The sequence below is a fragment of the Vibrio gigantis genome, from assembly GCF_024347515.1.
Taxonomy (GTDB): domain Bacteria; phylum Pseudomonadota; class Gammaproteobacteria; order Enterobacterales; family Vibrionaceae; genus Vibrio; species Vibrio gigantis.
In genome coordinates, this window is sequence record NZ_AP025493.1 from 84,182 (window position 1) to 97,601 (window position 13,420).

The window sequence follows — 13,420 nt, forward strand, 5'->3', positions numbered from 1 at the left end:
TACTCGTCAAACGTTTCATTATATAACCGAAAATTATCGCCAACGTTTGATATACCACTATCATTTAAATCAGTAATACTACTGATTACCCAATTTCATGTTTCTTAAATAATAGCTCACGGAAAGAAATTACTTTTAAAATTACAAAAGGTCTTGAGCTATGTTCAAAAAGAAAACCTTCCTACAACTTGCGATGGGCGCCGCGCTTGCATCAACTGCAATGGCAAGTTATGCGACGACGGATACGAGCCGCCCTAACATCCTAGCTATCTGGGGTGATGATATTGGTATCGACAATATTTCGGCATATACACGTGGTCAAGCAGGTCACTGGACTCCGAATATTGATCGTATTGCAAACGAAGGCGTGTTGTTTACTGACTTCTACGGCGAAAACTCTTGTACAGCGGGGCGTAGTGCATTTATCACAGGCCAGCACCCAATGCGTACGGGTTTGACAAAAGTAGGCATGCCAGGCGCTGCTGAAGGTATGCGCCAAGAAGATCCTACAATCGCAACGATGCTTAAGGCCAAGGGTTACATGACAGGCCAATTTGGTAAAAATCACCTTGGTGACCGAGATGAGCACTTACCAACGGCTAATGGTTTTGATGAGTTCATGGGGAGTCTTTACCACCTGAATGCAGAAGAAGAACCAGAGCACCCAGATTACCCACAAGCGCCCGGATTTAAGAAGCGTTTTGGCCCGCGTGGCGTTATTCATTCATACGCAGATGGTCGTATCGAAGATACAGGTGCTCTAACGATTAAACGTATGGAAACTGTGGATGAAGAGTTTCTAGAAGGTGCATTAGACTTTATCGACCGCGCTCATAAAGAGAAAAAACCATTCTTCGTATGGTTTAACTCAACGCGCATGCACGTTTGGACCCACTTGAAAGAAGAGTCTAAAGGCTTGTCAAAACGTGGTGGCCTTTATGGGGACGGTCTAGTTGAACACGATAACATGGTCGGTCAACTGCTTGATAAACTAGATGAACTTAAAATTGCAGACAACACAATCGTTTCGTACACCACTGATAACGGTGCAGAGAAATGGTCTTGGCCCGATGGCGCAACATCTCGTTACTACGGTGAGAAGAACTCAACGTGGGAAGGTGGTTTCCGTGTACCAGCAATGATGCGCTGGCCGAATAAAATCCCTGCGGGCTCTGTTGCAAACGAAATTGCAGCGCACAATGACTGGGCTCCAACATTCCTGGGTGCAGCTGGTGAGAAAAACATTGTTGCTGACCTGAAAAAAGGCAAAAAACTTAATGGTAAAGAGTACAAAGTTCATCTAGATGGCTTTGATTTAATGCCGGCTCTTAAGAATGGTAATAACACAACAGCAGACAACTCTGTTGAGTGGCCTCGTAAGGGCTTCGTTTATGCAGCTGATGATGGTCATATTTCAGCCGTTCGTATGGGCGACTGGAAAGTGATGTTCACTGTGAACGAGTGTCATGGTGTTGAAACGTGGCAGTGCCAGTTCGAAGAGCTGCGTTTCCCTTACATCTTTAACTTACGCCAAGACCCGTATGAGAATGCGCATAAAGATGGCGTAGGCTACCAACAATGGCGTGTAGAGCACCTTCCATACATGTACTTGGGTGCGGCTTACACATTTCAGTTCTTGAAAACATTCCAAGAATTCCCACCACGCCAAGTTCCAGGCTCTTTCTCTATCGACAAAATCGCCGATAAGATGCAAATCTGGCAGCGCGCTCAATACCAATAATATTGAGTGACTAGCTAATAATATTGATCAATAAAGTCATATTTTTTAGTTGATAGGTGAGTCAAATCAGCCCCCGCTGAAAAGTTGATAAACCCCTAAAAAGAGCGGTCCTAGTGACCGCTCTTTTTTTGATTTCAGGAGATCTTTGGTTTTTATTAACAATGAACAGAATCCGTAATACTACTGATTACGGCTGACAAGTGCTGTTGAATAATGGCCATAGATAACCGTTATAGGCTTCCATCTTAGGGAAGTAATCGCACAGTGAATGTGAGTGGACGAGAAGAGGAATAACAATGACCCAATCAGCTCAACACAACACAGTTATGTTGCCAAAAGCAGCGCCCGCGAAACGTATGAATATCATGACTAAGCCTATTGGCTCGGCATGTAATATTGATTGCACATATTGTTACTATCTAAGCAAAGAAGAGTTACTTGGCCATGAGCGTGGCTGTGCGACTCAAATGAGCGAAGAAATGCTCGATACCTACATCAGAACCTATATCGAACAGCAAAACTTCCCTGAGATTGTATTCCATTGGCAAGGTGGCGAACCAACGTTACTTGGCGTGAATTTCTTCCGTGATGTCGTACGCCTTCAAAAGAAATATTGCCCGAAAGGCGTCAGAATTGAGAACAACCTTCAGACAAACGGCACATTGTTGAATGATGAATGGGGCAAGTTCTTAAGTAAAAATAACTTCATGGTTGGTTTAAGTATTGATGGCCCTGAGATGATCCACAATGCGTACCGTACCAACCGAGCTGGTCGCGGCACATTCAAGCAAACCATGAAAGGCATCGACATTCTGCATAAACACAAGGTGAATTTTGCGACATTAACTTGTGTAAATAATCTCACAGGCTCAAATCCACTGGAAGTTTATCGCTTTCTACGCGACGAGATTGGTTCACCTCAGATGCAGTTTATCCCAATCGTTGAACCGAAATCGTTCCGAGGTACGGCTCCTCAAAAGTGGGCCGATGAAGAAATTATATTTCAAGGCATGCCTGAAACCGAGCCAAGCCACCCTAACTCAGTCGTTGAGTCTTGGTGCGTATCTGACCATCAATGGGGCGAGTTTCTTTGCACCATTTTTGACGAATGGTTAGAGAACGATATTGGCAAAGTGAATGTACCGTATTTCGAATCTTGCGTTGAAACTTGGATGGGTCGTGTAAACCCTCTTTGTACACTTGCTCCTATGTGTGGAAAAGGTCTAGCTATTGAGCACAATGGTGATGTATTCGCTTGTGACCACTACGTTTACCCTGATTACAAACTTGGCAATATCAATGATGCCAAGCTTGAAGATATGCAGTTTTCTATAGGCCAAGAAGAGTTTGGACGTGCAAAAGAGTCTTCACTTCCAAAGCAATGTAGAGAGTGTACCTATCAATTCGCCTGTTTCGGTGAATGTCCAAAAAATCGCTTCATTAAAACGCTGGATGGTGAAACAGGGTTGAACTACCTATGTGCAGGTTGGAAACGCTTCTTCTCTCATATTGACCCCTATATCTCAATGGTTGTGGCCACTATGGGTTACCCAGTAAACAAAGGCATCAACAGTGATGCAATGAAGATTAAGTTTAAATAGAGGCATTATCTGATGAAACTAAAAACTGTTGTGCTGCTTATTGCGACACTGCTCAGCCAAACGGTTACCGCTCAGACTAAAGCGGTATCGCCGACAGATACTTTATTTAATCAAGCATCGATACAAGCGGTGATTGATATGGCTTTTCATACCAAAAGCGAACGATATACCGAATTTGCTTCTCTCTTTAACCTTTGCCAAAAGCGTCCTAATAATCCTCAGTGTGGTGAAAAATACAACACTAAACGTACCAATTACGAGGTCGCGAAAGCGAACCACGATGTACTTTTGATGACGAATGATCCCCAATTTCTTACTTTGGAGATGCCATTGTCTAATCATCAAGAACTGGTTTCTGCTTTAAAAACGTTGGGTTATTTGAGCAGCGCACAAGAAAAGGTTGAGCATGTTCAAACACTCGATGCATTGAACGAGTGGCTGGTACTTCATAGCTTCGCAAAGACAGACGAGATCTACTTTATGCATGCGCTCATGGTGAGAGCTGAAGAGTTATCTCAACAACTTCAGACTGAGCGTTATTCATCATGAAACTTCGGTTAGCCAATTGGTCAGTAGCGTTGTTCATTGTTGTTGGTACGTCGCTTACCCTTTACTCTCATTTCTCACAGGCATCGAGTGCCCAATCAATAGGGGTTGAAAGCGTTAGTCCAGTGGAAACTCTGGCTGAGCAACGCGAGCAGCTGCTTGCTGAGTACTCGCAAAATGATGGTTTGCCCTTAGTTCAGCGCACAGCTGCGACGGAAAACTTAGGGATGTATTACGGCCCGAACTCGATCATTGCCGTTGCAAGAGCTTCACGCTCTGAACATCCGGAAATGCGATTGGCGGCAATACAAGCCGCACTACAGTGGCAGGGCAAAGCAAAGTGGGATGTCGTATCTCCATTGCTAGATGATGAGGATCGTGATGTAAACGCGCAAGCAGTCCGTACGCTGATCGTTCTTTCGCCGCAGTTGTCAGGGGAATACCTCGACCACTTAGGTCAAGCGGTTGATAGACACTTAACCTTACTATCAAACGATCTTGATGGTGACTTAGAGCGAGCTTGGATTTACACGTTACAAAGCAAATTTAACCAGGCTGAGTTGATCTACTCAGACCGCTTTGAAAATAACAAAGAGCCTAGAGTCGCTATTGCTTACTCTGAGTACTTGAAAAGCATGGATGACGATAATCAAGCTCAATACGTTTTAACTCAGGCGCTAATTGAGTTTCCTGAATCAGCGGCATTGCACTATAGCTTGGGGCTCTCTTATTTACGAACTCACGAAAGAGTGAATGCGTTACGTCACCTGAGAAATGCATATGATTTGGCCCCGGCTAACGGTTCCTATGGATACACTTACGCGACCTTGGCAAGAGAAAACGATGTTGAGACAGCGATTACTGTTTACCAAGCTATCTATCAGAATCATGCTCAACCAGCCTATCTATACGCTTTGTGCGACACATTATTAGTTGCGGGAAAAGACGCGACCTCCTGCCTTACTGAGCTTGAATCTGTCGTACCTCAAGATGTTGTATCCAAACTAAAAAAACTCTATCTGCCAAATTAAATAAACGCTGATACCACTATTCAGGTATTACAGCCTATTTAGGTAGTCTAACAAGGTAACGCTATGTCTACAGATACTCGTGCAGCCATTCGTCAGTTAATTGAACAGACAAACCAGTCCATTATCGGCCAAGCTCATGTTACACAATCAATGATGATCGCGTTATTGTCGGGCGGGCATATTTTATTGGAAGGGCTTCCTGGAACGGCAAAAACTCGCGCTGCGAAAATATTGGCAGAACAATTCAACATGGCCTTCAGTCGTGTGCAATTTACGCCTGATCTACTTCCTTCAGATGTCACTGGCACGCAGATCTATCATCAAGAACAGTCTAAGTTGACGTTTCAGCCGGGCCCTATTTTTAGTTCTATGGTATTGGCCGATGAAATAAACCGAGCACCAGCAAAAGTTCAAGCCGCCCTGCTAGAAGCGATGGCGGAAGGCACTGTGACGGTTGCGGGTGAAACAATGAAGTTGCCGGAACCTTTTTTAGTGATAGCAACGCAAAACCCTGTTGAACAAGAGGGGACCTATCCGTTACCAGAGGCGCAGATGGACCGCTTCATGATGAAAGTGAATGTTGACTATCCAGACAGAGAGTCTGAAATGTTGATCATTGATTTGGTGCGTCAGGAAGAGCTAGCAGATGTGAATGAGGCTATGGATACTGGTAGATTGCAACAAGAACAAAATGAATTGTTAGCTGCGGCATTTGAAGGTTGTGTTGAACACATCGCAGAAGGCAAAGAGGCGGTAAAGCAAATTCATACATCACAGCCCATTAAGCAATATATTGTGGATCTTGTCATGGCAACTCGCTTCCCACATTTGTACCCAGATTCAAACTTAGATAAGTGGATTGATGTTGGTGTAAGCCCTCGTGCATCGATTGCATTAGACAAATGTAGCCGTGCTCATGCTTGGTTAGCGGGGCGTGATTATGTGACTCCAGATGATGTGAGAACTGTCGTCGTTTCGGTGTTAGGCCACCGTATCACCCCAAGCTTTGATGCTTTGTCTCACTCGGTGAGCGCAGAACAGATCGTTGATGAGTTATTGCTCAATGTGCCTCTTTCCTAAGGAACGTTGTTATGAATGTGCCTGATGACGTAAGAGTTGTTAGCTCGTTTGAATCTTTGATGGCGACGAAATTGAAGTCGACAGGTTTCTCCTTGCCACCCATCACTAGAAGCCGTTCTCGACAAGCGGGTAACCACTTATCTCGTTATCGTGGTCGCGGGCTTAACTTTGAAGAGTTTCGTCATTATCAAATGGGGGATGATATTCGCAGTATAGATTGGAATGTCACACAAAGAATGCTTGAACCCCATGTAAGGGTTCAAAGTGAGGAGAAAGATCTGCCCGTGGTGTTGCTCGTTGATCAACGTAATAGCATGTTCTTTTCATCAGTTGATACCATGAAGTCTGTGGTTGCGGCTCAAGTTGCAGCTTGCTGTGCTTGGAAAATATTAAAAGATAGTGATCGCGTTGGAGCCCTTATTTTTTCAAATGATCAGCTGTACTGGCACAAGCCACAGCGTCATTCCGCACACGTCGCTCGAATCCTACAGTCTCTGGCACTCGCGAATCAAGACTTGTGTCGAACAGAACATAAACGTAAGAAACTTATTGGTTCAGGGTTATCAGACGCTTTGTCTAAGCTAACGCAGCAGAAGCTAAAAGGCTGTTTTATCGTGATGATCAGCGATTTCAATGATGCTACAGAGCAAGATGTTCAACGTATCAAATGGTTAAAGCAGCACAATGACTTGATGGGTATCGCTGTGAACGACCCAATGGAACTTGAACTTCAATTTTCGCAACCGATTCACCTAAGTGATGGTGATTGGCAGCTCTTGGCTGATACCTCATTGAACGAGAAACTTCGTCGATACAACCAAGTAACCCAGCAAGGCTACCAAGACATCCACCAGTTATTAAGTGCTGGTGGTGTTGATGTGGTTAGGTTAGATACGTCTGGCAACCACATCACTGATTTTATTCAAAAAATGAGTGGGGACTATCGTGTCCGATAATCGCGTTTTACTCAAAGGTTTAATCGATCCAGCCACTAGTATTGATGTAAGTTGGTTGCCAACAACCGTAGGTTGGAAAGTCATCATTACCCTCATATTGGTGTGGGGGAGCTGGAAGTTGTACTACCTTTTTCATATCCATAAAGCGAACAAATATCGTCGTGTGGCGATAACAGCGATCAGCAGAACTAAACAAGACGCCATGGATGAACAGTGTTTGCAACAGGAGTTGCGCAGAATAAACAGTGTGCTTAAACAGGTGGCTTGCTACTCGTTCCCAGGCAGTAAGGTTGCGATGCTCAGTGGTAATGAGTGGAGTGAGTTCCTTACAATCTCTTCACCGCAACCCATTTTTGACAGAGTGCTTTTGTTGCAATGGCAGCAAGATATCTATAAGCCATCATCAGACTACGGTTGGAGCAAAAGTGAATTAGATCAGATTCGATCTAGTGCGATTGCATGGGTAAAAAACCATGTGAGGGATTGCGATGATCGAGTTTGAGTATCTTTGGGCTTTTGCCTTATTGCCCCTGCCGATTGTTATCTACTGTTTTGTACCTGGCCATAAAACGCCTCAAATTGCCCTGAAAGTCCCTTTTTTTGACGCACTAGTATCGAGTTTAGGGCTGAGTGCAGAAAAAGGGTCAAACCAAATAAGAGCGGGGATTTGGCAACGTTCGTCTTTGATTCTAGGTTGGCTTTTAGTCGTTTCGGCAGCAGCGAAGCCTGTTTGGCTCGGGCCAGAGGAGACCAGATTGCTAGCTGGGCGTGATGTGATGATTGTTCTGGATCTGTCGGGTTCTATGGCAACAGATGATTTTTCTAATGCTGTTGGGAATCAAGTGACTCGCTTGGCAGCCTCAAAACAGGTGTTGGACACGTTCAGTCAAAAGCGTAAGGGCGACCGGCTTGGTCTCATTGTATTCGGCGATTCTGCTTTTCTACAGTCACCATTTACAGTCGATCACACAGCGTGGTTATCCTTGCTGAATGAAACCGAGCCAGCAATGGCCGGACAAAGTACCCATTTGGGCGATGCGATTGGTCTTGGCATTAAGACATTTCTTTCACAGGAGCAGAACGCTCAAGCTGTTCAGCTTGCTCCCGAAAACTCTGCTCACGAACGCCTTACGCGCGAACACCCTAGTCGAGATCACTTGATGATTGTGCTAACTGATGGCAATGACACAGACAGTTTAGTACCACCAATTGATGCCGCTAAAGTCGCAGCTGCGCACAACATTAAAATTCATCTTGTGGCGATGGGCAGTCCGAACACTCCCGGAGAGCAAGCGATTGATATGGAAACGATTGATACCGTCGCTAAATTAACCGGTGGCAGGAGCTTTTTAGCTATTTCACCTTCAGAGCTGAATAACGTTTACGACACCATCAATGAACTCGAGCCTAGTGTGTTTGAAAGCTACCGTTACCAGCCGAAACAAAGTCTTCACTATGTGCCTTTACTTATCGCCTTCATCTATCACTTGCTGTTTATGGTCGTTCGATCCATTTTGAGATTTCGTAGGACATCAGAGACTCAGAAGGTGAGGGCGTTATGATGGGAAATTTTCATTTTATCCGCCCTGAATGGCTGTTGTTAATCATCCCTCTTGTTGCGGTGTTAATAATGAACTGGCGTCGAAGTAAGAAACAACATTCGTGGGTAACGTATTTCCCCAAGCACTTGTCTGATGCTCTGCGTGCTGGGGAGTCATCACGTGTTAAGCACCTTCCGCTCATATTACTCAGTGTTATCTGCTTGGTCGTGATAGTGATTGTTTCCGGGCCAAGTTGGTATCGTCAGTCTTCGCCTTTTGCAGAAGACACCACGCCTTTAGTGATTGTACTTGATGTCTCTGAGTCGATGTTACAAAAGGATGTTGCACCTAACCGGTTGTTCAGAGCAAAACAAAAAATAGCGGAGCTTGTCGACCAGCAAGGCAAAGGTAGAACGGCTTTAGTCGTCTACTCAGGTAGCGCCCATTTAGCAATGCCTTTAACTCAAGACGTGGCGGTGTTTAAGCCCTTATTGGCAGCTATTCAACCTGGAGTTATGCCAAGAGATGGGAAGTTTGCGGAATATACCTTACCTGTCCTCAACAAGCTGAACTCTGAAACTGACCATGCAACGGTATTACTGGCGACCGATGCCATCAATCAACTGGCTTACGGTGAGTATCAAGGTTATTTCGAGGAGAACGGCCATCAACTACTGATTTATGGTATTGGCAACCAAGATGTTCGATCTTCGTTACCGATGGAGGCTGAAGCTCTGTCAAAACTAGCCAACTCGGTGGGTGGCGATTTCGTTGCTTTTACTCAAGATGACCAAGATATACAAAATCTGAGTGGGAAAATAACGTCTTTTTCTGAACTTTCAGCAGACCAAGCTGAGCCTTGGTTTGATGCGAGTTACCCTTTGGTGTGGGTGGTGTTGGTCCCGTATTTATTGTGGTTTAGAAAAGGTTGGTTGGTTCAATGGTGCGTTGTAGGGGTCCTGTTTTATAGTGCCACATACAGCCCTAATCTATACGCAGTAGAGTTTTCCTTGGTCGATATTTGGATGACTAAAGATCAGCAAGGTGCTCTGTATTATCGAGAGCAAGATTATCAAAAAGCAGCTCAAGTGTTTGAAAATGAGTACTGGAAAGCAACGGCTTATTACCAAGCAGGCGAATACGAAGTGGCACAACAATTTTACATGCGTAGTGACACTTTACTGAGCCAATTAGGTGCAGCGGCTTCATTGGCCAACCAAAAAGAGTTTGTCGCGGCAAGGTCTTTGTATCGAGAGATCTTGGAGCAATACTCTGACAATCAAGAAGCACAGCATAACTTAAAGATTGTTGAAGATGTGATTGCTTATATTGATAGCTTTACTAAGGAACAGTCGAAAAGCAATGAACGTCAGGTGAGTAGAGAAAATGGTGATAAGCCGGAACGCTCAGATGGCGTGAAGCAGCAAGTGGAACAAGCTCAAGTGATTCAAGAAGCTTTATCTGCTGAACAAATCTTAAATGATCCACAAGCCAACGACAAATGGATGAAGCGAGTCCAGAGTGACCTATCGAGCTTTATCGCAACCAAGTTCGCATTACAGCATCAACAAGGGTTGGCAAACCAAGCGGAGTGGAAAGATGAAGCTAAGTAGGCTATTTCAGCTTTTGTGTTTGGTTATGGGTGTAATCACTCATTTTGCTTATAGCCAGCCTCATATTCACAATCAAAAGCTAGCTTTACTCTATGAGCAAAGCAGTGTGAGGCTTAACGTATGGTTGAGCCATGCGAGCTCGGATATTGCAGTGCATGAGCAGGTCACTCTTAATATTGAAGTGATGACTGATACATGGTTCACCAAAGGTACCAAGGTACACCGTGTCGAAGTTGATAATGCGGTGGTGCTGCCGATGAGTTCTTTTGCGGTCAATTCCACAGAGCGAATTGATGGGAAAGTGTATTCCAAGCAGCTGTGGGAGATTGTGCTTTACCCATTACAGAGTGGAGTGTATCAAGTCCCCCCCGTTACGCTTGAGATTGGCGTAAAACAGGGCAGCAATGATATTGATGGAGTGGTAAAGACGAAAGCTTTGTCGTTTGATGTACATACGCCTTCTGCGAATATGATGTCTGATCAGATATGGTTAACAGGAACAGAAGCTAACCTGAAAGAAAAGTGGACGCTTATCTCTCCAAATGAGAGTTCGCAGGACTTGGCAGAGCAGCTTAGTGTAGGCGACTCGATAACTCGTGAAATTACGTTATCTGCACATGACACCATTAGTGCACTTTTGCCAGAAGTCACTGCAATCCCAGATAGATTAGTGAGTCAATTTTTGGTTTATCGCGAGTCGACTCAGTACAGGGATAATGAGCAAAGAGGAGTACGCCATGCCCAACGAATCGAAAGAGTGACCTATATAGTCAATCAGTCGGGTCGAGTTACGCTTCCTGCAGTCAGAGTGTTTTGGTGGGATTCTGTGTCTCAACAGCAAAGAACGCTTGTCTTACCAGAACGAAGTTGGCAAGTGTCGCATACGTTCGCTTCCTTTATGGATCAGCACAAAGTGTTATTGGGCTCAGTTGCTGCCTTTATTGCAGCTCTGGTTTTGGTAGTAACGATCTTGTATCGATATGCACAAACTCATCGAAATAATAGGTGGGTGACATTAACTCAGGCGATATACCTGAAAGACATAACGTTATACGAACAGGCTGTTTACCTAATTTTGCTTAAGCATTTTAAATTTAAAGTACTGGTGCAAGATGGAAAAACGTTTGATGAACTGGATGTTATTTGGCAAAGATATCAACAAAACATGGCACATCATCCATTGGCCGACATGAAACACCCCCGTATTTTTTTGATCAAAGTGTTAGTAAAACTGCTCATGTCTATTCAGCCAACACCAGCAAAAGTATTAGGTCGCTGATAAACGTGCCTAGAGTAGCGCGATGCTTCATAAGCTTAAATACAGACGAATACGGAATACACGAATTAACCAAGGCGTGAGAAAGATATTAGTTAACCTACTAGATTACTTGTATTTATCTGTATAAAAACTTTCTAGTATGACTCTTTAGTAGACTATATTTTAAAAGTATCTGTCACATCTCGTGCTGGATTTTGAGAAGGAGCGTATAACTGTTGTTAGACCCAACAATCGCTAAACAAATACAGTGGCCATGTGAATTGCCACAAAACTTTATAGACAGCCTACTCGAAATTGCTGTCTTTAAAACGGGCATTAATAGCTTAGAGATTACGCAGAGGTTTCAAAACCTACCGGGTGTTTTTTATATTCTTACCGGCTCGGCTGGTATCTGTTTTTCAACTGAGAATTTGAAAAGCCTGTCAGGTGGTGTAGTGGGTAAAGGTGACTGGATCGGTGCGCTGTCGGTTCATGTCGACTATAACCTGTTTGCCATAGCTGAAGAGGTAGAGCCTATCACAATGGTACTGTTCCCTTCTGATAAGGTGTTAGAACTCGCTGAAAAAAAGTGCTTGGTATTTAAGTGGTTACTTCACAGTGGCGCAAAAGCCCAATCTATTTGGATGCAAGCTTTCTTATCGTCTATTCATGAGAAGGAACAAAAAACGATTTATGTACTTTTAGAGCTCGCTGCTCGTCAAAATAACATAGCAGGAGCAACCGTGAGTGTTAACGTGTCACAGACTCAGTTGAGTACGATTACCGGTATTTCTCGCTCACGGTTGAATGAAGTGTTGAAAGGGATAGAACAGGACGGTTTAGTCAAGATTCAAAGGGGTAAAGTATTTATTTCAGATGTTGAAGGGCTGTACGAACGCATTTCGCCAATGAATCTAATGATGCGTGATCCAGTTGCGGAGATAAAACCCCAGTAGCGTATGCTCTGCGCTAAGTGATTGAAAAAAAGCCTACAACTTTATAGGTAAACTGCAGGCTTGTGTTCTTTTGGGAACATACATAAGGTCTTTGGATCGATAACTTCTACTCAATATTTATAAATTCAATTTTGAGTAAATGGTGTTGTTATGAAAATGGCCGTATTGGAATACAAAGTATGTGGAATAGGTGAGTGGATCAAAACGAGAATATCAAGCCGCTGCGCATACTTACTTGCTGCTGAATATGAGTTGATGGGCTGGCCAACCAAAATCGACGGAGAAGTGTTTTCTGCTGAGAGTGCTTAGTGCAAACGTACGCCAACAAGGTGAATACGGAAAGGTAGCTTCACTGAAGCTGATACAAAAAAGCTGGCCATTGGATGCCAGCTTTTTTATTAAGGCGGTCAACAAATACGGACTATTTGTTCACGAACTCTTTGAATTTTTGCTTAGTTTCAGCATCTGCTTTGTCGTACCAGAAGTAAAGCATCTCTTCGGCCGTGTTAGCAGCATTACCATCAATTTTAGCTGGTAGCGTTACCGGTTGAACAACTGCCGCTGTAGCGCCTGCTGCTGTAGCCATAGTTAGCGCAGCAACGCCGCCTTTCTTGTTGTACTCTTTTGCTTCTTGAGGGAATTTGCGACCAATCTGCATACCGTCTTTTACAAGCTTGTCTTGTTTAACACTGATTGCTTCTTGGTTTTCATCAACCAATTTCCAATCTAGGTTATCAAGGCCTTTTTTCGCGTCAGCGGTATTGCGGAACTTTGGCATATCGAACGTCAATGCGGTATCAGTTGCACTAAAGGTTGCAATAATAGCGTCACTGTCGACAAATTCTCGGTCGTTACCTTTATCAAAAGCAAGTTGGTATTGGAATACGATCTGGTTTTGACCATCTGGAACGGTTAGCGTTTTATGAGAAGAAAATAAGCTGCCGTCTAGGTCAGGTTTCGCTTCATTAACCGCTAAGATATCGACGCTAGAGGGAACTTCAATTGTCACGTCAGCTAGCACGTGCGGTGCTACGATAATTGTGGAAAGCAGTGCAATGGATTGTAATGTTTTCATAATCATACAGTTGTTTATGGGA

At 44.0% G+C, this 13,420-nt stretch carries 13 protein-coding genes; 12 read left to right on the forward strand and 1 reads right to left on the reverse strand.

The genetic code is table 11. The features are described from left to right. The first annotated feature begins 160 nt into the window (after positions 1–160). The 12 genes from OCV56_RS16535 to OCV56_RS16590 all read left to right on the forward strand — a co-directional run bounded on the left by OCV56_RS16535 (position 161) and on the right by OCV56_RS16590 (position 12,632). A complete protein-coding gene (locus OCV56_RS16535) occupies positions 161–1,741 on the forward strand; it encodes an arylsulfatase (protein WP_086713817.1) in 1,581 nt (526 codons plus the stop codon). A 290-nt stretch (positions 1,742–2,031) separates the two neighbouring features. Beyond that, a complete protein-coding gene (locus OCV56_RS16540) occupies positions 2,032–3,342 on the forward strand; it encodes an anaerobic sulfatase maturase (protein ID WP_390903690.1) in 1,311 nt (436 codons plus the stop codon). Positions 3,343–3,354: 12 nt separating this feature from the next. Beyond that, positions 3,355–3,891, forward strand: a complete 537-nt coding sequence (locus OCV56_RS16545; RefSeq protein WP_086713819.1) for a hypothetical protein — start codon at positions 3,355–3,357, stop codon at positions 3,889–3,891. Beyond that, a complete protein-coding gene (locus tag OCV56_RS16550; RefSeq protein WP_086713820.1) occupies positions 3,888–4,919 on the forward strand; it encodes a tetratricopeptide repeat protein in 1,032 nt (343 codons plus the stop codon). Before OCV56_RS16545 ends, OCV56_RS16550 begins: the two co-directional genes overlap by 4 nt. A gap of 63 nt (positions 4,920–4,982) precedes the next feature. Then, positions 4,983–5,999, forward strand: a complete 1,017-nt coding sequence (locus OCV56_RS16555) for an AAA family ATPase (RefSeq protein WP_086713821.1) — start codon at positions 4,983–4,985, stop codon at positions 5,997–5,999. 11 nt (positions 6,000–6,010) lie between these two features. Continuing rightward, positions 6,011–6,955 (forward strand): DUF58 domain-containing protein, encoded by a 945-nt coding sequence (locus OCV56_RS16560; protein ID WP_086713822.1) that lies wholly within the window; start codon positions 6,011–6,013, stop codon positions 6,953–6,955. Further along, positions 6,945–7,457, forward strand: coding sequence for a DUF4381 domain-containing protein (locus tag OCV56_RS16565; RefSeq protein WP_086713823.1), 513 nt, complete (start codon positions 6,945–6,947; stop codon positions 7,455–7,457). The genes OCV56_RS16560 and OCV56_RS16565 overlap by 11 nt, the downstream gene beginning before the upstream one ends. Next, on the forward strand, positions 7,444–8,517 hold the full coding sequence (locus OCV56_RS16570; RefSeq protein ID WP_086713824.1) for a VWA domain-containing protein: 1,074 nt from the start codon (positions 7,444–7,446) through the stop codon (positions 8,515–8,517). Before OCV56_RS16565 ends, OCV56_RS16570 begins: the two co-directional genes overlap by 14 nt. Beyond that, a complete protein-coding gene (locus OCV56_RS16575) occupies positions 8,514–10,109 on the forward strand; it encodes a vWA domain-containing protein (RefSeq protein ID WP_228761179.1) in 1,596 nt (531 codons plus the stop codon). The genes OCV56_RS16570 and OCV56_RS16575 overlap by 4 nt, the downstream gene beginning before the upstream one ends. Further along, complete coding sequence (locus OCV56_RS16580; RefSeq protein ID WP_086713825.1) at positions 10,096–11,388, forward strand: BatD family protein; 1,293 nt, start codon at positions 10,096–10,098, stop codon at positions 11,386–11,388. The genes OCV56_RS16575 and OCV56_RS16580 overlap by 14 nt, the downstream gene beginning before the upstream one ends. 215 nt (positions 11,389–11,603) lie before the next feature. Next, positions 11,604–12,323 carry a Crp/Fnr family transcriptional regulator gene (locus OCV56_RS16585; RefSeq protein WP_086713826.1) on the forward strand — a complete coding sequence of 240 codons (720 nt, stop codon included), beginning with the start codon at positions 11,604–11,606 and terminating at the stop codon, positions 12,321–12,323. Between the two features lie 150 nt (positions 12,324–12,473). Next, positions 12,474–12,632 carry a hypothetical protein gene (locus tag OCV56_RS16590; protein ID WP_167373178.1) on the forward strand — a complete coding sequence of 53 codons (159 nt, stop codon included), beginning with the start codon at positions 12,474–12,476 and terminating at the stop codon, positions 12,630–12,632. 112 nt (positions 12,633–12,744) lie between these two features. On the opposite strand, the gene OCV56_RS16595 is transcribed toward OCV56_RS16590, so the two are convergent. Further along, positions 12,745–13,398: a DUF2057 family protein gene (locus OCV56_RS16595; RefSeq protein ID WP_086713974.1), complete on the reverse strand. Its 654-nt coding sequence runs from the start codon at positions 13,396–13,398 to the stop codon at positions 12,745–12,747. Positions 13,399–13,420 lie beyond the last annotated feature (22 nt).

Excerpts from the sequence above, each read along its gene's own strand:
- OCV56_RS16535 (WP_086713817.1), top strand. The coding sequence starts at position 161 with ATGTTCAAAAAGAAAACCTTCCTACAACTTGCGATGGGCGCCGCGCTT.
- OCV56_RS16545 (WP_086713819.1), top strand. The coding sequence starts at position 3,355 with ATGAAACTAAAAACTGTTGTGCTGCTTATTGCGACACTGCTCAGCCAA.
- OCV56_RS16550 (WP_086713820.1), top strand. The coding sequence starts at position 3,888 with ATGAAACTTCGGTTAGCCAATTGGTCAGTAGCGTTGTTCATTGTTGTT.
- OCV56_RS16555 (WP_086713821.1), top strand. The coding sequence starts at position 4,983 with ATGTCTACAGATACTCGTGCAGCCATTCGTCAGTTAATTGAACAGACA.
- OCV56_RS16560 (WP_086713822.1), top strand. The coding sequence starts at position 6,011 with ATGAATGTGCCTGATGACGTAAGAGTTGTTAGCTCGTTTGAATCTTTG.
- OCV56_RS16570 (WP_086713824.1), top strand. The coding sequence starts at position 7,444 with ATGATCGAGTTTGAGTATCTTTGGGCTTTTGCCTTATTGCCCCTGCCG.
- OCV56_RS16575 (WP_228761179.1), top strand. The coding sequence starts at position 8,514 with ATGATGGGAAATTTTCATTTTATCCGCCCTGAATGGCTGTTGTTAATC.
- OCV56_RS16580 (WP_086713825.1), top strand. The coding sequence starts at position 10,096 with ATGAAGCTAAGTAGGCTATTTCAGCTTTTGTGTTTGGTTATGGGTGTA.
- OCV56_RS16590 (WP_167373178.1), top strand. The coding sequence starts at position 12,474 with ATGAAAATGGCCGTATTGGAATACAAAGTATGTGGAATAGGTGAGTGG.
- OCV56_RS16595 (WP_086713974.1), bottom strand. The coding sequence starts at position 13,398 with ATGAAAACATTACAATCCATTGCACTGCTTTCCACAATTATCGTAGCA.